Annotated in this window: 22 protein-coding genes; 9 read left to right on the top strand and 13 right to left on the bottom strand. The window is 59.0% G+C overall.

Going from position 1 to position 19,619, the window contains the following annotated elements; genetic code table 11:
* Positions 1 to 26 precede the first annotated feature (26 nt).
* The 7 genes from PspR84_RS11595 to PspR84_RS11625 all read right to left on the bottom strand — a co-directional run bounded on the left by PspR84_RS11595 (position 27) and on the right by PspR84_RS11625 (position 7,267).
* Positions 27 to 389: a Na+/H+ antiporter subunit G gene (locus tag PspR84_RS11595; protein ID WP_016982998.1), complete on the bottom strand. Its 363-nt coding sequence runs from the start codon at positions 387 to 389 to the stop codon at positions 27 to 29.
* Positions 386 to 664, bottom strand: coding sequence for a K+/H+ antiporter subunit F (locus PspR84_RS11600; RefSeq protein WP_007910754.1), 279 nt, complete (start codon positions 662 to 664; stop codon positions 386 to 388). The genes PspR84_RS11595 and PspR84_RS11600 overlap by 4 nt, the downstream gene beginning before the upstream one ends.
* The gene (locus tag PspR84_RS11605) at positions 661 to 1,149 is read right to left on the bottom strand and encodes a Na+/H+ antiporter subunit E (protein ID WP_160057351.1); all 489 of its coding nucleotides are present in this window, start codon (positions 1,147 to 1,149) and stop codon (positions 661 to 663) included. The genes PspR84_RS11600 and PspR84_RS11605 overlap by 4 nt, the downstream gene beginning before the upstream one ends.
* The gene (locus PspR84_RS11610; protein ID WP_160057352.1) at positions 1,146 to 2,825 is read right to left on the bottom strand and encodes a monovalent cation/H+ antiporter subunit D; all 1,680 of its coding nucleotides are present in this window, start codon (positions 2,823 to 2,825) and stop codon (positions 1,146 to 1,148) included. Before PspR84_RS11610 ends, PspR84_RS11605 begins: the two co-directional genes overlap by 4 nt.
* The gene (locus tag PspR84_RS11615; RefSeq protein WP_007910763.1) at positions 2,822 to 3,166 is read right to left on the bottom strand and encodes a Na+/H+ antiporter subunit C; all 345 of its coding nucleotides are present in this window, start codon (positions 3,164 to 3,166) and stop codon (positions 2,822 to 2,824) included. The genes PspR84_RS11610 and PspR84_RS11615 overlap by 4 nt, the downstream gene beginning before the upstream one ends.
* Positions 3,166 to 6,084: a monovalent cation/H+ antiporter subunit A gene (locus tag PspR84_RS11620; RefSeq protein ID WP_160057353.1), complete on the bottom strand. Its 2,919-nt coding sequence runs from the start codon at positions 6,082 to 6,084 to the stop codon at positions 3,166 to 3,168. Before PspR84_RS11620 ends, PspR84_RS11615 begins: the two co-directional genes overlap by 1 nt.
* Positions 6,085 to 6,331: 247 nt before the next feature.
* A complete protein-coding gene (locus PspR84_RS11625) occupies positions 6,332 to 7,267 on the bottom strand; it encodes a DMT family transporter (protein WP_160057354.1) in 936 nt (311 codons plus the stop codon).
* Positions 7,268 to 7,352: 85 nt separating this feature from the next.
* Between PspR84_RS11625 and PspR84_RS11630 the strand changes: the two genes are divergently transcribed.
* From PspR84_RS11630 to PspR84_RS11640, 3 genes are all read left to right on the top strand, one after another.
* Positions 7,353 to 7,916 (top strand): XRE family transcriptional regulator, encoded by a 564-nt coding sequence (locus PspR84_RS11630; RefSeq protein ID WP_160057355.1) that lies wholly within the window; start codon positions 7,353 to 7,355, stop codon positions 7,914 to 7,916.
* Positions 7,917 to 8,033: 117 nt separating this feature from the next.
* Positions 8,034 to 8,330: a hypothetical protein gene (locus PspR84_RS11635; protein ID WP_160057356.1), complete on the top strand. Its 297-nt coding sequence runs from the start codon at positions 8,034 to 8,036 to the stop codon at positions 8,328 to 8,330.
* Positions 8,331 to 8,529: 199 nt separating this feature from the next.
* A complete protein-coding gene (locus tag PspR84_RS11640) occupies positions 8,530 to 9,957 on the top strand; it encodes an FAD/NAD(P)-binding protein (RefSeq protein WP_160057357.1) in 1,428 nt (475 codons plus the stop codon).
* 201 nt (positions 9,958 to 10,158) lie between these two features.
* Here the strand turns inward: PspR84_RS11640 and ppnN are convergent, their stop codons facing one another.
* Positions 10,159 to 11,532, bottom strand: a complete 1,374-nt coding sequence (gene ppnN, locus PspR84_RS11645; RefSeq protein WP_008085844.1) for a nucleotide 5'-monophosphate nucleosidase PpnN — start codon at positions 11,530 to 11,532, stop codon at positions 10,159 to 10,161.
* A 223-nt stretch (positions 11,533 to 11,755) separates the two neighbouring features.
* Here ppnN and PspR84_RS11650 point away from each other — a divergent pair, with 223 nt between their 5' ends.
* On the top strand, positions 11,756 to 12,283 hold the full coding sequence (locus PspR84_RS11650) for a DUF3087 family protein (RefSeq protein WP_160057358.1): 528 nt from the start codon (positions 11,756 to 11,758) through the stop codon (positions 12,281 to 12,283).
* Here the strand turns inward: PspR84_RS11650 and PspR84_RS11655 are convergent, their stop codons facing one another.
* Entirely contained in the window at positions 12,284 to 12,658 is a 375-nt protein-coding gene (locus PspR84_RS11655) for a DUF2784 domain-containing protein (RefSeq protein WP_077573342.1), read from the bottom strand.
* Positions 12,659 to 12,844: 186 nt separating this feature from the next.
* On the opposite strand from PspR84_RS11655, the gene PspR84_RS11660 reads away from it, so the two are divergent.
* The 3 genes from PspR84_RS11660 to PspR84_RS29470 are packed head-to-tail and all read left to right on the top strand — an operon-like array spanning position 12,845 to position 14,054.
* A complete protein-coding gene (locus PspR84_RS11660) occupies positions 12,845 to 13,543 on the top strand; it encodes an AzlC family ABC transporter permease (RefSeq protein ID WP_016983007.1) in 699 nt (232 codons plus the stop codon).
* The gene (locus PspR84_RS11665) at positions 13,543 to 13,854 is read left to right on the top strand and encodes an AzlD domain-containing protein (protein ID WP_174244501.1); all 312 of its coding nucleotides are present in this window, start codon (positions 13,543 to 13,545) and stop codon (positions 13,852 to 13,854) included. Before PspR84_RS11660 ends, PspR84_RS11665 begins: the two co-directional genes overlap by 1 nt.
* A gap of 53 nt (positions 13,855 to 13,907) precedes the next feature.
* Complete coding sequence (locus PspR84_RS29470) at positions 13,908 to 14,054, top strand: hypothetical protein (protein WP_174244442.1); 147 nt, start codon at positions 13,908 to 13,910, stop codon at positions 14,052 to 14,054.
* Between the two features lie 46 nt (positions 14,055 to 14,100).
* On the opposite strand, the gene PspR84_RS11670 is transcribed toward PspR84_RS29470, so the two are convergent.
* The 4 genes from PspR84_RS11670 to PspR84_RS11685 form a co-directional block, all read right to left on the bottom strand.
* Positions 14,101 to 14,373: a hypothetical protein gene (locus tag PspR84_RS11670; protein WP_160057359.1), complete on the bottom strand. Its 273-nt coding sequence runs from the start codon at positions 14,371 to 14,373 to the stop codon at positions 14,101 to 14,103.
* Positions 14,374 to 14,704: 331 nt separating this feature from the next.
* Positions 14,705 to 15,385: an SOS response-associated peptidase family protein gene (locus tag PspR84_RS11675; protein ID WP_160057360.1), complete on the bottom strand. Its 681-nt coding sequence runs from the start codon at positions 15,383 to 15,385 to the stop codon at positions 14,705 to 14,707.
* 29 nt (positions 15,386 to 15,414) lie between these two features.
* The gene (locus PspR84_RS11680) at positions 15,415 to 16,257 is read right to left on the bottom strand and encodes an ABC transporter permease (protein WP_077573337.1); all 843 of its coding nucleotides are present in this window, start codon (positions 16,255 to 16,257) and stop codon (positions 15,415 to 15,417) included.
* 62 nt (positions 16,258 to 16,319) lie between these two features.
* Entirely contained in the window at positions 16,320 to 17,300 is a 981-nt protein-coding gene (locus tag PspR84_RS11685; RefSeq protein WP_160057361.1) for an aliphatic sulfonate ABC transporter substrate-binding protein, read from the bottom strand.
* Between the two features lie 293 nt (positions 17,301 to 17,593).
* Here PspR84_RS11685 and PspR84_RS11690 point away from each other — a divergent pair, with 293 nt between their 5' ends.
* Complete coding sequence (locus tag PspR84_RS11690; RefSeq protein ID WP_160057362.1) at positions 17,594 to 18,541, top strand: ABC transporter substrate-binding protein; 948 nt, start codon at positions 17,594 to 17,596, stop codon at positions 18,539 to 18,541.
* Between the two features lie 131 nt (positions 18,542 to 18,672).
* Complete coding sequence (locus PspR84_RS11695) at positions 18,673 to 19,572, top strand: polysaccharide deacetylase family protein (RefSeq protein WP_160057363.1); 900 nt, start codon at positions 18,673 to 18,675, stop codon at positions 19,570 to 19,572.
* Positions 19,573 to 19,619: the final 47 nt, after the last annotated feature.

Below are 19,619 nucleotides of genomic sequence, written 5' to 3' on the forward strand. Positions count from 1 at the left end.
AGCGTCATTGCAGACAATACAAAACTTCAGCTACCACTCTCGGTGCGTCGGCTACTGACCTCAGCCGGCACATCATCCCCGGCCATGCGCTTGCGGAACAGCGCCGCCCGCGCCAGCAGCAACGTGGTCACCGGTACAGTAATCGCCAGCAAAATCGGAATCAGCCAGGCATGTATGACCGGCCCGGATTTCAGCGCCGAAAAGCAGATGATCGACGCCAGTGCGACACACCATGCGCCCAGCGTCGAAGCCAGTGCCGGCGGGTGCATGCGCTGGAAGTAATCCTTCATGCGCAATAATCCGATCGCACCGATCAACGCAAACAGACCGCTGAGCACCAGCAGGATCGCCACCGGAATCTCGACCCACAGAGACAATTCAGCATTCATTCGATCACCTCACCACGCAGCAGGAATTTCGCCAGGGCAAACGAACCGACGAAGCCGAACAGCGCAATCAGCAGCGCCGCTTCGAAGTAAGTGTCACTGGAATAACGAATGCCCAGCGTCAGCATCATCAGCATGGCGACGATGTACAGGTAGTCCAGCGCCAGGACCCGATCCTGCGCTGACGGGCCTTTGAACAAGCGCACCAGCGTCAGCACCATCGCCAGCGAGAACAGGAACAGCGTCAGCAGAATCGCGTTCGACAGTAATGGGCTCATTCGAAAATCTCCATCAACGGCCGCTCGTAGGTGCTCTTGAAGTGCTCGATGAATTGCGCTTCGTCATCCAGATCCCAGACATGCAACAACAGAATGCTGCGATCCAGCGACAGCTCCGACCAAACCGTGCCGGGCACCACCGTGCAGATCATCGCCAGAGTCGCCAGGCCGTGGGCGTCGCGCAGGTCCAGCGGGACTTTGACAAAGCCCGAACGCAGCGGGCGACGACCGGCGTTGAGCACGCCCCACGCGACAATCAGGTTGGAAACCACCACGTCGCGACCGACGAGGAAGAACAGGCGCAGAATCGTTCCCGGACGGCGAATGCGTACCTGTTTCGGACGCAGTTTGCGCATCATCAACGGTGCAGCAAAACCCAGTATCGCGCCGAGCAGCAGATTGCCCGGGCTGACCGACAGGTTCAGGGTCAGCCACAAGGCGCACAGCGCCAGCGACAACAACGGTGCAGGAAACACACGCTTCATGGCTGCACCTCCAGCATCGCCGATTTGGCTTCCGGGCTCGGTACGGCACGGGTGCCGAGCACCGCCATCACGTATTGCTGCGGATTGTTCAGCGCCTCGGCGGTGCCCTGGGTATAACGCAACAGGGGTTCAGCCTTGAAAGTCAGGACGACGCTCAGCCCCAGCAACAGGAAGATCGGCGCGCATTCGAGTTTGCGCAGTAGCGGTGAAGGGCGCTCCTCTGGCGTCCAGAAGCGCTGGATGCCGAGACGCGAGAACGCCATCAGCGATGCCAGCCCGGTGAGAATCAGCAATGCCAGCAACGCCCATGCAGCGTTGGATATCGGCGCGTCGGTGCCCAGGCCCAGCGGATTGAGCAAAGCACCGATCAGGCTGAGTTTGCCGATGAACCCGGACAGCGGCGGCATGCCGATGATCAGCAGCGCGCAAGCAATGAAGCTCAGGCCGAGAAACGCCATGGTCCACGGGATGACCTGACCGACCACGGCTTTCTGCTCGTCATCGAGGTTGATGCCTTTGGGCGGTTGCAGGGACTCCTGCGGACGTGGCAGCAGTTCGCTTTCGTCTTCCAGCGGGATCTCGTTGGCCGAACGCGAGCGTTCGATCAACTCGGCCAGCAGGAACAGCGCGCTCAACGCCAGGGTCGAACTGACCAGATAGAACAGTGCCGCGCCGATCAGGTTCGGCTGGGCAAAGCCAACGGCGGACAGCAGAATCCCCGCCGAGACCAGAATGCTCAGGCTGGCCATGCGCTCCAGGCGTTGCGCGGCGAGAATTGCCAGGCCGGCGCAGACCATGGTCGCCATGCCGCCATAAATGAGCCAGTCGCCGCCGAAGAATGCCGACGCTCCGGCCTGCCCTGAGAACAACAGTGTCCACAGACGCAGCAGCGTGTAGACGCCAACCTTGGTCATGATCGCGAACATCGCGGCCACCGGTGCACTGGCCGATGAATAGGCCGGTACCAGCCAGAAGTTCAGCGGCCACATACCGGCCTTGGCCAGGAACGCTACCGCGAGAATGCCAGCACCGGCGTGCAGCAAGCCTCGGTCGGCTTCCGGCACCAGCGGAATCTTCAGCGCCAGATCGGCCATGTTCAGCGTGCCGGTGACACCGTAGATCAGTGCCGCGCCAATCAGAAACAGCGACGAGGCGAGCAGGTTGATCGAAATGTAATGCAGCCCCGATGAAACCCGCGCCCGCCCCGAGCCGTGCAGCAACAGGCCATAGGACGCGGCGAGCAACACTTCGAAGAACACGAACAGATTGAACAGGTCAGCGGTCAGGAATGCGCCATACAAGCCCATCAACTGAATCTGGAACAGTGCGTGAAAGCTCGAACCGGCGCCGTCCCAACGGGCCATGGCAAACAGCAAAGCGCTGACGCCGATGATCCCGGTCAGCACCAGCATCAGCGCCGACAGGCGATCGACCACCAGCACAATGCCGAACGGCGCCTGCCAGTTGCCCGGCAGATAAACGCCGATGGAACCGGGGACGCCAGTGGTTTGCGTCCATTGCAGCAGCATCACCGAAATGAACAGGCCGACGAGGCTGGAGAACAGGTTGATCTTCGCCTTCAGCGGTCGGTGCCGCTCGCCGAGCATCAGCATGATGGCGGCGGTCAGCAGCGGCAGCAGAATCGGTGCGGCGATCAGGTGAGTCATCGCCATCATTCTTTAGGCTCCCGGCCGTCGACGTGGTCGGTGCCGGTCAGGCCGCGCGAGGCGAGCAGAACGACGAGGAACAGCGCGGTCATGGCGAAACTGATGACGATCGCGGTGAGTACCAGTGCCTGTGGCAGCGGGTCGGTGTAATGCAGCAAATCCTGGGTGACGCCATCCTTGATCACCGGCTCCTTGCCGATGAACAGGCTGCCCATGCTGAAGATGAACAGGTTGACGCCGTACGACAGCAGGCACAGGCCCATGACCACCTGGAAGGTCCGTGGTCGCAGGATCAACCAGACGCCGGACGCGGCGAGCACGCCGATGGCGATTGCGATGACTTCTTCCATCAGACGGCTCCTTTGCTGGCGACGGACTTGGGCAGCGATGCGGTCTTGTGACCTCGCACCGATTGGTGGGCGAGGGCGGTGAGGATCAACAGCGTCGAGCCGACCACAACACCGTATACGCCAATGTCGAAGAACAACGCGCTGGCGATATGGATGTCACCCAGCACCGGCAAGCTGAAATGCCAGGTGTGCGTGGTCAGGAACGGATAACCGACGACCATCGCCCCCAGGCCGGTGGCGGTGGCGAACAGTAACCCGGTGCCCATCCAGCGCAGCGGCCGCAGGCTCATTTGCGCCTCGACCCACTGTGTGCCAGCGACCATGTATTGCAGGATGAACGCCACCGACATCACCAGACCGGCGACGAAACCACCGCCCGGTTGGTTGTGTCCGCGCATAAACAGATAGAACGACACCACCAGCGCAATTGGCAGCAACAGACGCACCAGCACTGCAGGCACCATCATGAAGCCGAGCGCGGTGTCGCTGGCTGAACGCGGGTTGACCAGATCGGTGACCACGTCCGGCGCCAGCAAGCGTTGCTGGGCTGGCAATTGCAGGCTTTCTTTCGGCGGGCGGAAACGCCGCAGCAGGGCGAACACGGTCAGCGCCACGGCGACCAGCACGGTGATTTCACCGAGGGTGTCGAAGCCACGGAAATCCACCAGCATTACGTTGACCACGTTGCTGCCGCCGCCCTCGGGCATGGCGCGGCTGAGGTAGAACGAGGAGATGTCGTTCGGCGTCTGCCGCGTCAGCATCGCGTAGGACAGCAGCGCCATGCCACCGCCGACGGCAATCGACAGCAGCAAGTCGCGCAGACGACGAATCCGCGCCTTGCGCAGGCTGCTTGGCAGTGGCGAGACTTCTTCGATACGGCGTGGCAACCAGCGCAGGCCGAGCAGGATCAGCACGGTGGTGACCACTTCGACCGCCAGTTGTGTCAGGGCCAGGTCGGGCGCGGAGAACCAGACGAAGGTCACGCAGGTCATCAAGCCGCAGACGCTGACCATGGTCAGGGCCGCGAGACGGTGATACTTGGCCTGCCACGCGGCGCCGAGGGCACAGGCAATTGCCAGCAGCCAAAGAGTCACGAAAACGATCGAACCAGGAATCTTCGGCCGGTCGCCCCAGCTAAGACTGCTGTGCAGCATCGGGATCAGGCCGGCGAGCACTGCCGCCAGTACCATCAGGAACAATTGCATCTGCAGACGCTTGGTGCCGAGTCGCCGCTCGACGCGCCGGGCCATGCGCATCATCACTACCAGACTGCGCTCGAACAGGCGCTTGCCGTTGAAGCGGCCTACCAGTGGCGGGTACTTGAAGCGACCGCGCTTGAGCTGATTGCGCAGCAACAGGTAGACGATGATGCCGCCGGACATGGCGATCAGGCTCATGATCATTGGCGCGTTGAGGCCATGCCAGATCGCCAGGCTGTATTCCGGCAGTTCGCCGCCGACGACAGGCAAGGCGGCTGCCGCGAGCAGTGGGCCGACGATCTGCGCGGGGAAAATCCCCACCAGCAAGCAAGTGAACACCAGCAGTTCTACCGGCGCACGCATCCAGCGCGGCGGCTCATGCGGGGTGTGCGGCAGTTCAGTGGCCGGTGGACCGAAGAACACATCGACGGTGAAACGCAGCGAGTAGGCAACGCTGAATGTACCGGCGATGGTCGCGACAATCGGCAGCGCCGCTTCAACCCACGCCGTGGCGTTGATGAACACGGTTTCGGCGAAGAACATCTCTTTCGACAGGAAACCGTTAAGCAATGGCACACCCGCCATCGAGGCGCTGGCAACCATGGCCAGCGTCGCGGTGAACGGAATCAGTTTGATCAGGCCGCTAAGTTTGCGGATATCGCGGGTACCGCTTTCATGGTCGATGATGCCTGCGGCCATGAACAGCGAAGCCTTGAACGTAGCGTGGTTGAGGATGTGGAACACCGCCGCCACGGCAGCCAGCGGACTGTTCAGGCCCAGTAACAGGGTGATCAAGCCGAGATGGCTGATGGTCGAGTAAGCGAGCAGACCTTTGAGATCGTTCTGAAACATCGCGCAATACGCGCCGAGCAACAGCGTACACGCGCCGGCCCCGCTGACGATGTAGAACCATTCTTCACTGCCAGACAGCGATGGCCACAGACGCGCGAGCAGGAACACCCCGGCCTTGACCATGGTTGCCGAATGCAGATAGGCAGAAACCGGTGTCGGCGCCGCCATTGCGTGCGGCAACCAGAAATGGAAAGGGAACTGCGCACTTTTGCTGAGTGCGCCGATAAGAATCAGGGGTAAAAGAATAGGGTAGAGGGCGTGTGCACGAATCATGTCGCCGGCGGCCAGGACCTTGTCGAGGTCATAGCTGCCGACGACATGGCCGAGAATCATGACCCCCGCCAGCAGGCATAATCCGCCGGCACCGGTGACCATCAACGCCATATAGGCACCGCGACGGGCGTCGGCGCGGTGGTGCCAGTAGCCAATCAACAGGAATGAAAAGAGGCTGGTCAGTTCCCAGAAAAACACCATCTGGATGAGGTTGCCGGAGATCACCAGACCGAGCATGGCACCCATGAACGCCAGGAAAAACGCAAAGAAGCGCGGCACCGGATCGTCCGGCGACATGTAATAACGCGCATAGAGAGAAACGAGCGTGCCGATGCCGAGCACCAGCATCGAGAACAGCCAGGCGAAACCGTCCATGCGCAGAACGAAGTTCAGCCCGAGGCTGGGCAGCCACATGAATTCTTCGCGGATCACGCCGCCGTGGGCAATTTGCGGGTACAACAGCGCGACCTGGACGGTGCCGATCAGAGCGACCAGACCTGCCAGCAGGGATTCGGTATTACGCGCGTTGTGTGGCAGCACCGCTGCCAGACAGCTGCCAATGAATGGCAGAAGCAGTAGAACTATCAGGGACATAGGCTTCTAATCTGCGGAAGTTTGTGAAGCATCATACGTGCCAGCTCCCCGATCACCAAACGCCAGGATGTCTCAGAATCCTACAAAGTAGTCTGGAATTTTCTGTTTGGCATTGTTTCAGGGGCAGCGATGTTGTGGCAGATGGCCCTTTCGCGAGCAGGCTCGCTCCCACATTGGAATGTATTTCAAAATGTGGGAGCGAGCCTGCTCGCGAAAGCGTTGGGCCAGACGCTGAAGGTGATGCGGGTTAACCTTGGGTTTCCTGCTCCAACCCAGCTTCGGCTTCAGCAACCTTACCCTTGGTCTTCAACTCACTGACAATCACCGCCGCCACAATCAACCCCGCGCCCACCAGCGCAATCGCCGGCAAGCGCTCCCCGGCAATCCGTCCGACAATCCCGGCCCATACCGGCTCACCGGCATAGATCAACGTCGCCCGGGTTGGCGAAACACTCTTCTGCGCCCAGTTCATCGCCACCTGAATCGCCGCACTTGCTGCGCCCAGCCCCAGCGCGGTCACCAGCAGAGTCCAGGAAAAGTCCGGAAGCATTTCCCCGGTCGGCACCACCAGCAGGAACGACAGCACGGAGGTCGTTGCCAGTTGCACGACGGTCACTCGGCGCACATCAACTTGACCGGCGTAGGTGCTGATCAGAATGATTTCGGCGGCAATGGCGATGGCGCTGATCAGCGTGGCGATTTCGCCGGGACTGAAATTCAGCGCTGCGCCGGACGGCCCGGACAGCAGCATCAAACCGGTGAACGCCAACATGATGCCGATGCTTGGCATCAACCCCGGACGGCGTCCAAGCACCAGCCATTGCAGCAACGGCACGAACGGGACGTATAGCGCGGTGATGAACGCCGACTGACTGCTCGGAATGGTTTGCAAGCCAACCGTCTGCAAGCCGTAACCGAGCATGATCGCCACGCCAATAAACGCGCCGGCCTTGAGTTCGAATAGGGTTAGTGCGCGCAGATGCCGCCACGAGAACAGCGCCACGATACAAGCCGCCGCCGCAAAACGCAGACCGACAAAAAACATCGGCCCGCTGACCGTCATCGCATGCTGAACCAGCAGAAAGGTGCCGCCCCAGATCATGGTGATCAGCACCAGCACGCACTCGGCTTTGCTGAAACGAGAGAAACGAAGGGGAGTGGGAGAGCTGTTCTGCGACGTCATGACCTTGCGCACTATAAAAAGGAGGCCGCACAATGCGCCCAACGTTGCGCAGTATACTGCCCAACCTCACCGAGTGAGCAATATAGTGCACAAAGATTCAACGCAACGGGCGTCCGTCCTGCAACACGTCAGCCTGAATGTGCGACGTCTACGCCATGCCGCTGACATGAGCCAGACCGCGCTGGCGGAAAAATCTGGCGTCAGCCGGCGCATGCTGGTGGCGATTGAGGCGGGCGAAAAGAACGTCAGTCTGACCACGCTTGATCGCGTTGCCGAGGCGCTTGATGTGGCGTTCAGCGATCTGATCCAGGCACCGGATGCGCGTGATCCAAGCCGCATCAACGAGGTGGCCTGGGCGGGCACGATCCCGGGCAGTAAAGCGGTGCTGCTCTCCAAAGCGACGGCGACTCGCGAAGTCGAGCAATGGGAATGGTGTCTGCAACCGGGCGAGGTCTACCCGTCGCAAGCGGATGCCGAGGGCTGGAGCGAGCAGATTTTCGTCTTTGAAGGTTGCCTGACGCTGATGCTCGGCGATCAGCCGCAGCACATCGGCACTGGGGAGTTTTTCATGTTTGCCAGCAACCAGCCGCATTCCTATCGCAATGATGGCGATGTTGCGGCGCGGTTTGTGCGCAATGTGGTCATATGACCGTTTGTCGGTAAAACGTGTCTACCTGTAATTTCTGACAGTAGACCTTAATCTTGGATACGGGCCATATTCTCTTCGCGGTATTCAAACCAAACTGCAATGGAAAGGAGTTGGAAAATGGCCTACGCACTCACTATCAAAGAAGCAAAAGAGGGGGCGATCAGCATGGGGGACGTACCCGCTCAGGGCGCGACAGCGGAAATTACTGTACATGGTGATGTTCGTGAAATTGAAATCCTGATCTCCGATAAAATTGTTGTGGAAATTCAACCTGTAAGTGCAGAGGTTTTCATTCCAAGAGCCCACCTGCATGATCACACCGGCCCACAGAAGTCATTTTCGTATGTCGGTTATGACCAACTCGGCAATTCGTATTATTCGGATGTTGTTTTTTACGACATTCTACCTTCTTGAAAGAGAGAAGGTCACGGTCTTCGACGTCTCGAATGTTGACGTCGAAGACACAACCGATCCGACAATAGGGGGACTGCATAAACGCTTCGTGAGATGGTCATCACTTGCGTTTCAATATTAGATCTCATCATTGTCTCTTCCTCAGCCAAACCTCTAAAGTGTTGGAACTATCAGGTTGACTCAGGCTGGCGAAATCAGCATGGACGAAGCGCAGCACAGGCAATTTTCCCCCTTAAACAAACAGGAAACTATCCTGATCATCGGCGGCGGCCTCAGCGGCACGATGCTGGCGGTGCAATTGTTGCGTCTGCCCGGCCAGCGCAAGGTCCTGATCATTGAGCCGCGTGCTGAATTGGGACGCGGCGAGGCCTACAGTGCAGTCGAGTTGGGCCACACACTCAACGGCAATGCGGCGCGCATGAGCGTCGATCCGGATAATCCTGATGATCTGACGCAATGGCTGACTGAACACATTGCCGGCGGAGGCTGGCCGGAGTCTGCAGAGCAGAACGTACCGGTCAGCGAACTGTTCCCGCCGCGTGGATTGTTCGGGGTCTATGTGCAGCAGCGTCTGGCTGAAGCCTGCACTGTCGGGGCGCGTTATGGTTCGAGCGTTGAACACATTCGTGCAGAGGTCGTCGATCTGCAGGTCGATGCCGATTCGGTGCAGCTCACGCTGAGCAATGGTCAGTCATTGTCTGGAGTCTGCGCAGTGCTGGCGACTGGAATGTTCCCTGCCGCACGAACTCCGCAGAAAGCCTCCAGCGGCCTCAACGCCGCCGCGCTTGATCCGTGGGATGTCGCGGCGATGCGTCAACTCGACCCGCAATCGACCGTGTTGATCATCGGCTCTGGCCTGACCATGGTCGATGCCGTGGTGTCGTTGGAGCAGGCGGGGCATCGCGGGCCGATCGAAGTGTTTTCGCGGCATGGCTTGTTACCCCATGTGCGCCGACAACCGCCGGCCTGGGTGGATTTTCTTGGCGACGATCACAGTACTCGCACGCCCCGACAGTTATTGCGCGAGTTGCGTCGGCAATGCCGGGCAGCCATCGCCCAAGGTATCGATTGGCAAGCGCCGCTGGACACGGTGCGGGTGCACATCGCCCGGTTGTGGAGTCAGGCGACTGACGTGCAGCGTCGACAATTCGTACGGCATGTGCGGCCGTGGTGGGAAAGCCATCATCACCGTTCGCCGCCGCTGAGTGCGGCGCTGGTTGAGCATCTTTATAAAGAAGGGCGATTGCGTATTCAGGCAGCGTCGTTCAAGGGGCTTGAGTCGAGCCCTGAAGATGGCGTCAGCATTCGTATTCGACGGCGCGGTGAGTCGGAAATCTGCGTGGTGCAGGGCGCCGCGCTGATCAATTCCAGTGGCATCGAATACGACTGGCGTCGGGTGGCGCGACCGTTGCCGCAGCAGGTGCTGGCGCGTGGTCTGGTGCAGCCGGGACCGTTGGCGTTGGGGATTGCGGCGGCAGGGGATGGCGCGGTGCTGGATGCCGAGGGGCTTGCGGCTAGCCGGTTGTTTGCAATGGGACCGCCATTGCGCGGGATGTGGTGGGAGAGTACGGCGGTGACGGATGTGGCGTTGCAGGCCAAGGCGTTGGCGGCGCGGTTGGTGGGTTGAGGTTGTTCTTTCGGGCCTCTTCGCGAGCAGGCTCGCTCCCACAGGGGGATTCAGGTTGCAAATACCATTTGCGCCACATAACAGAACCTGTGGGAGCGAGCCTGCTCGCGAAAGCGGTGGTTCAGTCAATATAAAAGGTGACTGATATACCGCTATCGCGAGCAGGCTCACTCCTACAAGGTCAGGTGGTAGCTGAAAGTATTACGCCACCACTCGATAACACGGCACATACGCCGCGCCACCCGGCAGTTTCATCCGGTGCTGGGCGACGAAGGCTTTGAGCAGGGCATCGAGCGGTTGCATGATCGCCGCATCCCCACGGATCTGGTACGGCCCGTGCTCTTCGATCAGGCGAATGCCCTTGTCCTTGACGTTGCCGGCGACGATTCCGGAAAACGCCCGACGCAGGTTCGCCGCCAGTTCGTGCGGTGGCTGGTCGCGGTGCAGTTTCAGGTTGGCCATGTTTTCGTGGGTCGGATCGAACGGACGCTGGAAGCCTTCGTCGATTTTCAGCAGCCAGTTGAAGTGGAACGCGTCGTTGCGCTCGCGACGGAACTGCTTCACCGCTTTCAGCCCCTGAGTCATCTGCCGTGCCACTTCGGCCGGGTCGTCAATGATGATTTCGTAGTGCTGCTTGGCCGCTTCACCGAGGGTCGCGGTGACGAAAGCATCGAGTTGTTCCAGATACGGCGCGGCGTGTTTCGGCCCGGTGAGGATTACCGGGAACGGCAGCCCTTTATTGTCCGGGTGCATCAGGATGCCCAGCAGGTAGAGGAATTCTTCCGCGGTACCGGCACCGCCCGGGAAGATGATGATGCCGTGGCCAACACGGACGAAGGCTTCCAGACGTTTTTCGATGTCCGGCAGAATCACCAGCTCATTGACGATCGGGTTCGGCGCTTCGGCGGCAATGATGCCCGGCTCGGTGAGGCCGAGATAACGACCGCCGTGAATACGCTGTTTGGCGTGGGCGATGGTCGCGCCTTTCATCGGGCCTTTCATCACGCCGGGGCCGCAGCCGGTGCAGATGTCGAGGCTGCGCAGGCCGAGTTCGTGGCCGACTTTCTTGGTGTATTTGTATTCTTCGGTGTTGATCGAGTGACCGCCCCAGCACACGACGATTTTCGGCTCGACGCCCGGACGCAAAGTGCGCGCATTGCGCAGCAGGTGGAAAACGTAGTCGCTGATGCCTTGCGAGGTGGTCAGGTCGATGCGTTGGCTGTCGAGTTCGTTTTCGGTGTAGACGATGTCGCGCAGGGCGCTGAAGAGCATTTCGCGGGTGCTGGCGATCATTTCGCCGTCGACGAAGGCGTCGGCCGGAGCGTTCAGCAGCTCCAGGCGTACGCCGCGGTCCTGTTGGTGAATGCGGATTTCGAAGTCCTTGTAGGCTTCGAGGATTGTTTTGGCATTGTCGACATGGGCGCCGGTATTGAGGATGGCCAGGGCGCACTGGCGGAAGAGGGTATAGGTGCTGCCGGATCCGGCTTCGCTCAGTTGTTGAACTTCACGTTGAGAAAGGGTTTCCAGGCTGCCTTTCGGGCTGACCGAGGCATTGATTACGTGTCGTTGGGTCATGCAATGATCCTTAAAACGATGTCATCCCAAAACCGGCGAATGGCATCCGAATAGTGTGTATCCATGAATGAAGATGGCACGATCTGCGCTGTACCGCCATGTCCCCGTTGGACGCTGAAAAGATGAAAAGGAGCCCCAGCATAGCTAAATCCGCGGTAGAGGCGATAATGCGCCGGCCGGTTTTTTCTGTTAGCCCTTTTGTCGCTCAAGGAAGTCATTTGTGATGTTCGAGATTCAGCCGATGGACGCCGCCACTTTTCGTCAGCAGACACGCCGCAGCACGATCATCATCGCCGTGCTGTTCCTGGTGCTGGCGATGCTGTTTTCCAGCGTCGCGGTGGCGCTGTTCGGCGAGCCTGGCGGCGATAACCTGCGCTTCAATGTCGGCGGGGTTTTTCTGGCATTTCTGCTGACTGCGGCATTACTGCGCGGGCGCTTCTGGAATCAGAGCTGGATGGCGCCAGCGGTGTATAGCTGGCGACTCAAGCGCAACCTGATGAGCATCACCAATGTGATGCATCAGGTCAAGGCGGCGGTGGAGCAGAACGATGCGACGGCGATGAAGGTGCTGCGCTTCTACCATCTAGGGCTGACACAAATGCACGAACTGGATGGCAACTCCAGCGATCACGGGCAATTGTGGCGGGAAGCTGAAGCACACAAGGAGCGGATGCAGGCGCTGGGGCTCGATACCGCGCAGACGCGCCTGGATCCGGCCTGGCTTGAGGCCTTGAAGCAAACGGCGCGTTGATTACAGTGCTCGGCGCAGTTTCCACGACCGGATTAAACGGCCGTAAACCAACAGGTTCACCGCCAGTACCACGCTGCCGAGCGCCAGTTGAATCTGCGGGGTGAGCCCGGCCGGGTAAATGATCGGCCAGATGTAATGCTCGATGAAGCCGCCGGCGTATTCAGTCTGCCCGGCCGCGTGGCGCATAAGGTTTTCCCAGTAGGTCAGCGGGCAGGTCAAGTGCAGTACTTCGACCGCCACGCCCCAGGCGGCTGCCGGCAGATGCAGCCACATCAAACGCGGCCATTTGAGTACCAGCAGCCCGCCAAACAGCACGAACAAAATGAAGCACAAATGGAACAGCACCAGCCCGTCGGCTGCGATTCGGTACAGCATGTCGTCTCCCTGACGCGATTGTGAATAGCGCCATGTTACGCCGGTCAGGGGATCAAAGGTCAGTGCGAAAATCAGCGAATTGCGCGCGCATCCGGCCGATTTCCCACAAGTGCGCAAGATTGTTCAAGCCAGAAAGGCGAAATGGCTGGCACAGTCTTAGACCGTTTTCCTGGTTGAAGAACGTTTATGTCTGACTCACTCATGCCGCGCAGTGCGTTCCTTCGCGGCGCTGCGGCGATCATGCCGTTGTCTCTGGCCACCGCGCCGTGGGGGCTGTTGGCCGGCTCCATGGCGATCGAAGCCAATCTCACACCGCTGCAAGGCCAAGGCTTGTCGAGCATTGTGTTTGCCGGGGCGGCGCAATTGGTGGCGATTGGCATGCTCAAGGGCGGCGCGGGGATTTTTTCGATTCTGTTGACTACGCTGCTGTTGACGTCGCAGCACTTGCTCTATGGCATGAGCATGCGTTCGGTCATTTCTCCGCTGCCGGGGCGCTGGCGCATAGGTCTGGGTTTTTTGCTTACCGATGAGTTGTTTGCACTGACCAGTCAGCATGATCGTCAACAATTCAATCGCTGGTATGCGCTCGGCGTTGGCCTGACGTTCTACATCGCGTGGAATCTGTTCACTCTCGCCGGCATTGTCCTCGGCAGCAGCATTCCGGGGCTTGAGCACCTGGGGCTGGATTTTTCGATTGCCGCCACGTTTATCGCATTGATCACGCCGGTGGTGCGTAACGTGCCGACGGTGGTGTGTGTGGCGGTGTCGCTGTTTTGTTCGGTGTTGTTCAGTTACTGGCAATGGGGCTCGGCCCTGGTGTTGTCCGGGCTGGCCGGAATGACCGCAGGGTTTATCTGCAACAAGCTGTATCGGGAGCGCACATGATGGTTTGGGCGGTGATTTTCGGCATGGGGATTCTGGTCTTTCTTAATCGCTACGTGTTTCTCGAACCGCGTTTGCCGGTGCGTCTGAGCAGCAATGCGCGACAGTTTCTCGGGTTTGCGGTACCGGGGATGTTGACCGCTATCTGTGGGCCGATTGTCTTCATGCCCGACAAACAACTGAATCTGCAGTGGGATAATCCTTATCTGCTTAGTTCGCTGGTAGCGATCGCACTGGTGATATACACCCGCAGTACTTTGCTCAGCATGCTGTTGAGCATGGCGTTCTTCTTTTTGCTGCGCTGGTGGTTGTAAGTTGTCTGTTCTACGCTTCAGGGATGGAGATTAACTGATAACGGGAGGTGCACATGGCGACTGAGCAAAAGCATCCAGACACGGATGACGAAGATACGGACGAACCGACGCAAGAAGAAATAGAGCGTGAAAAGCACAAGGAACAGACCTGGAAGCACGATGATGGCCGAGAGCTTTCCGATCCTGACCGCAAGTTTTGAGTGACTTCTACGAAAAAGCCCCGCAAATGCAGGGCTTTTTTGTGGTTCAGAGATCGTCCAGCTGCGTGAAATCGGGGTGTGTGGCCCGATATCCCAAGGTTCGATCAATCCACGCATTCAGCTCGTTGACCATCACCGGCGCGTGGCCGGGATACCCTTCGAGGGTGGTGCGCAGGATGTGTTCGATATCGGGTACGGAACGCAGGTTTCGGGTCTTGATGTAGTGGCCGATAAAACAGTCGAGTTCAAAGCGTTCTGTCATCGACAGATGAATACACTCCAGGCCGCTGACCTGTTTGATTGCAAAATCGTCGCGCAACTTATTTCTCTGCAAGGCTTGTAGACGTTAGGGGGTTCCTGGTTTGTTGACTCTTTGGTCAACTGGTATACCAAATGGAAATGCGGCGCGCATGCTAGCCGTAGTGCATATAAATGTATGTATGACGGTTGAAATGTCAGACAGGCGGTTAGTTCATTCGAACGTCTGTTTTATGTGCTCCGTCTCAAAAATGAAACAGTGTTTGTAACAACAGTGATTCGCTTTATGAGTCGCTAAAATTTGCAATAGTTTTATTGCTTGTAACGCTGCGTCAAAAGATCGCAGCCTTCGGCAGCTCCTACATTGATAAACGCTTGAAGTCGGCAAATGTTTAAGTCTGCTCGATAATCAAACTGGCCCCCTGATTGCGCACGTTACCGACAGCTTTGCCGACTTTGTACCATTCGAACACTTCGTTGCGTTCACCTTCGAACAGCAGCATTTGCTCGGCGCGCTCAAAGGGTGTCGCCGGATCCAGCCATTCATGCACCAAGTCTGCGCAGAAGACTACGGGTCGGCGATCATGGATATCGAGCATGCCGCCGAGAGCATCGGCGGTGATTATCACGAAACCGTCGTCATCCCGAGCTGGCGTTTCGGCTGTAGGAAATTGCCCGATGGCTGCGCAGAAAACCGCTTCGTGATCCGCGCGACGGATCAGCCATGGTTGTCGTGTTTTGTCTGCGCTATCGACCCATTCAAACCAGTTGTCCACGGGCACAATCAAACGATGTCGCCAGATCGCCCGGAAGAATGGTCCATGGGCGACTTTCTCGACCCGGGCATTGATCGGTGGTGGACGATCCTTGGCCCAATGCGGGCGCCAGCCCCAGCGCAGATTGTCGGCATGCAGGTGTTGCCCTTGTTGATGCAGGACGGCCAGCGCGGTGGTCGGCGCCGCGTTGTAGCGATCGAGCGGCGCGTCGCCGACGTGATTGATCAACGCGTCGGGAATGCTCAGCACCGCGACGAAGTCGTGAATGCCCCGGTACTGCGAGAGTCTTCCGCACATGGGCTGAATCTCCGGTTGGAGAGTTCAGCTTAGTCGCTGGCGTCCTGCCCGGTGAAGGTGTCACGCCAGTTCAGCCAGCGGCGTTCGAGCATGGCCAGCAAGCCGTCGCTGAGTTTGCCGAGCAAGGCGAGCACGATGATCGCGGCCAGCACGATGTCCGGCCGCGAGGTTTCCCGGCCGTCACTGAGCAGATAGCCCAAACCCTTGGTGGCCGCGATCAACTCTGCTGCCACGAGAAACATCCATGCCAGGCTCATGCCGCTGCGCAATCCGGTGAACAGGCCGGGCAGGGCGGCGGGCAGCAATATTCGTCGCACCAGTTGCAAGCGGCTGAAACCATAGATGCGGCCGACTTCCACCAGTTTGCGATCAATATTTCGAATCGCCGCGACGACATTCACATACACCGGAAAGAACGCGCCGATCGCGATCAAGACAATTTTCGAGGTCTCGTCGATGCCCAGCCACAACAGCAGCAGTGGCACCCAGGCCAGGCTCGGAATGGAGCGCAGGGCGGCGAACGTCGGCTCCAGATAGGCCTCGGCTTCACGGCTCAAGCCGACCCAGGCAGCAAACACCAGCGCCAGACTGGCGCCAATGGCAAAACCCAGCAACACGCGAATCAGGCTGGCGCCGATGTGCTTCCACAGCGCGCCCTCAGCAAGGTCGGTGAGGGTTAGGGCGATTTCGCTCGGCGCCGGCATCTGGTAGGACGGCAGCCAACCGATGCGGACGATAATTTCCAGTGCAACGATGATCAGCAGCGGCAGGGCCAGGCCTTTGCCGCGGCGCTGCCACGTCGGATTCAAACTCGCAGGACGCTGGCGCGGTACGGCAAGTGGCGCGGGCAAGTCTTTGCTGTGAGTGGTCATGGTTTTGGCTCCGCTCACGACAAATCCGCGACGGGGCGCGGATTTGTCGTGAGGCTGATCGGTTACTGGTGGGCGACGGCTTGCTGCACACCGCTGTCGAGCAATTGATCGATGACTTGATCGACATTCACCCCACGGCGCACCAGTTCCTCGGAGACCAGAATCGGCGCCGCTGCCTTGGAGGCGCTGATGTCCTGTTGAGTGAGTTGCGGGCTGCTCAGGTCAGTGCGCGACAGTTGCAACTTGGCTACATCCAGCGGCAATCCGGACTCCTTGGCGAGAAGGGCGGCGAATTCATCGGGATTTTTCAGCGCCCAGTCGCGGGCCTGTTCGTAGGCTTTGATGACGGTGTCGATGGTTTGCGGATGTTCTTTGGCGTATTGCTCGGTGACGCTGACCACGCCGTAACTGTTGAACGCCGGGTTGCGGTAGAGCAGGCGCGAACCGGCCTGCACCTGACTGGCGGCCATGTGCGGATCGAGTCCGGCCCAGGCGTCGACATCGCCTTTTTCCAGTGCGGTGCGGCCATCTGGATGTTGCAGATGAACCAGTTCCACATCGTCTTTTTTCAGCCCGGCCTGTTGCAGGCTGCGCAGGGTGAACAGGTACGGGTCGGTGCCTTTGGTGGCAGCGATCTTTTTGCCCTTGAGGTCGGCGACAGTCTGGTAAGGAGAATCCTTGCGCACCACCAATGCTGTCCATTCGGCGCGGCTGTAGACATAGACCGATTTGATCGGGCTGCCGTTTGCTCGGCTCAGCACGGCGGCGAGACTGGCGCTGGAAGCGAAATCCACGCCGCCGCTGTTGAGGTATTCCAGCGAGCGGTTGCTGCCCTGGCTCAGGACCCAGCTGACCTTGGTCTGCGGCAAGGCTTTTTCGAGGAAACCGAAGTGCTTGAGCACCAGACTGACTGGTGAGTAATAGGCGTAGTCCAGATGCACTTCTGCCGGCGCCGTTTCAGTCGCGTGGGCGAGCGGTTGCAGGCTCAGTGCCACTGCGCTGGCAGCCAGCAGGGTTTTGAGTCGAGGAAAGAACGATGTCATGGGGCGCTCCGGCAAAGGCACAGGTTTCTTATGTCCAAAAAGATATTTTTATCGAATGCTTCCTGCATGAATGGAATATTGCAGGCTCTGTGCCATGTGCTTGAAAGCCCCGGTTTGTAAGGGTTTTAACGTCAAGTGCAGGATTTCAGCTGTTGCGTGGGCAACAGTGTGATCTGCCACTGTTGCCAAGCAAACAGCAAGTATCAACCGTGATGAGCTTATGCATTTATCGAATTTCAAAACCTTGAATCAACAGCGTTATGGTCTATGCAATTACCTTTGCAGGACTCGCCATGAAGCTTTCTCGTTTCCTCCGCAGTGCGCTACTCACAGCGCTGTTCACCTCGCCGCTTTCCTATGCAGCCGAGCCATTGGTCCTGCATGTCGGCGATCAGAACTACTACAACATCCGTGCCTCGGTGGAGGCATCCGGTGTGTTGAAAGACACGCCTTATACCGTCGACTGGAAACACTTCCAGGCCGCTGCACCCTTGGCGGAAGCCTTGCAAACCGGTTCGCTCGACCTGGGCTTTTTGGGCGATTCCGGTTTTCTGTTTCTGGCTGCCAAGCAGGCGCCGGTGAAACTGATCGGCGTATCGCGGCAGAATCCGGACACCATCGCGTTGTTGGTGCCCAAGGATTCTCCGGTGAAAACCATCGCCGACTTGAAGGGCAAAAAGGTCGCTTATTGGCCCGGAGCCTGGAGTCAGCAGTTGACCTTGCGCGCGCTGGAGCAGGGCGGTCTGCCGGAAAACTACGTCGACTTCGTCAAGCTGATGCCGATCGATGCCGCCGCAGCCCTGCCACAGGGCAGTATTGATGCCTTCCCGGTGTGGGAACCGTATATTTCCCAGCAGATCGTGTTCTCCGGTGCGCGGCCGATCCTGACCGCAAAAAACCTGATGCCGGGGCTCAGTGCAATCGCGGCGTCGACACCGTCCATCGACAGCAAACGTGCAGCGATTGCGGATTTTCTCGGTCGTTTGAAACTGGCGCGGGCCTGGGTCGACAGCCATACGGACGAATACGCCGATCTGTGGGCGAAGAAAGCCAATCTCGATCAGCAGGTGTCGCGGCATTGGTTGCGTCAGGCGCACATGACGGTCGGGCCGGTGGATCAGCAGGCTGCGACGGACCTGCAAAGCACTGCCGACTTCCTGTTCAAAGTGAAAGCGCTGCCAGCTCCGTTGGCCACCGCTGGCATTATCGACACGTCTTTTCAACAGGCATTGGCTCACTGAGCGAGCGCCGGAACCAAACCCTGTGTACCTTATCCAACCTCGGTTCGAATATCCGAGCGCAGGGATGGATAGGGGCGAGGGAGTTTTGCCAGTCGACCACATGACGGCAGCCGCCGTGCTCAAGGCAAAACATGACATCCGGATTCAAACTTCTTTGTGCCGCGCTGATTGCTCTCGGGCTGGCCGGTTGTATCGCCGCCCCGATCGAAATGACCGCGCAAACCGAAACGCGCCTGAAGACCCAGGCGCCAGTGCGCTTTCTGCTGACGTTCGACGACGGCCCCAGTGCCTCGAGTTTGTGGAATCCGTCGGCCACGGTACTCGACAGTCTCAAGGACAATCCGCTGATGCCTGACATCAAAGCGGTGTTCTTCGTGCAGACGCGTGCACCGCGAGCGGGCAACAGTGACATCGGTCGCGGCATCATGCACCGTGAGTATGAGGAGGGGCACATCCTCGCGTTTCACACCGCGACCCATTGGCACACCAATCATCGCTTGCTCGACCCGCAAGAACTGGAAGAGTCGCTGAGCAACGGCACAGCTGATATTGCCGCCATTACGGGGGCGCCGCCGACGCTACTGCGCCCCCCGTTCTGGAATTACGACAAGCGCACCTTCGCCGCCTATCAACAGCATGGCTTGCATGTATTGCTCACCGATTTAAGCGCCAATGACGGCAAGATCTGGGGCTTCAATGCCAGCCCGCGACGTCGGGCCAACATGCTGCGACAGTTATCCGAAGTCCGTGAACGTATCGCCCGTGGCGAATTGCCCGCCGTGGACGGGGTCATCCCGGTCGTGGTGACGTTTCATGATCTCAACCGCTATACCGCGCGGCACACCCGCGAATACCTGCAGATTCTGCTGGATAGCGCCGCTGCCACGGGCGTGAAGCTGGCGGACAAGCCTTTCTATGATGATCACGCTGAACTTGAGAAAGCCGCGTTGGCGCGTGCCGTGGAGAACAGTTCGGAGTCGGTGAATTTGCCGGGGATGTGGAACTGGATCTGGGATCATGACGCGCATTGACGGCGTGCTTGAAAGTTGTGATCGGGTTGGCATTTTTGTCTCGAGCG

Source organism: Pseudomonas sp. R84 (genome assembly GCF_009834515.1).
Taxonomy (GTDB): domain Bacteria; phylum Pseudomonadota; class Gammaproteobacteria; order Pseudomonadales; family Pseudomonadaceae; genus Aquipseudomonas.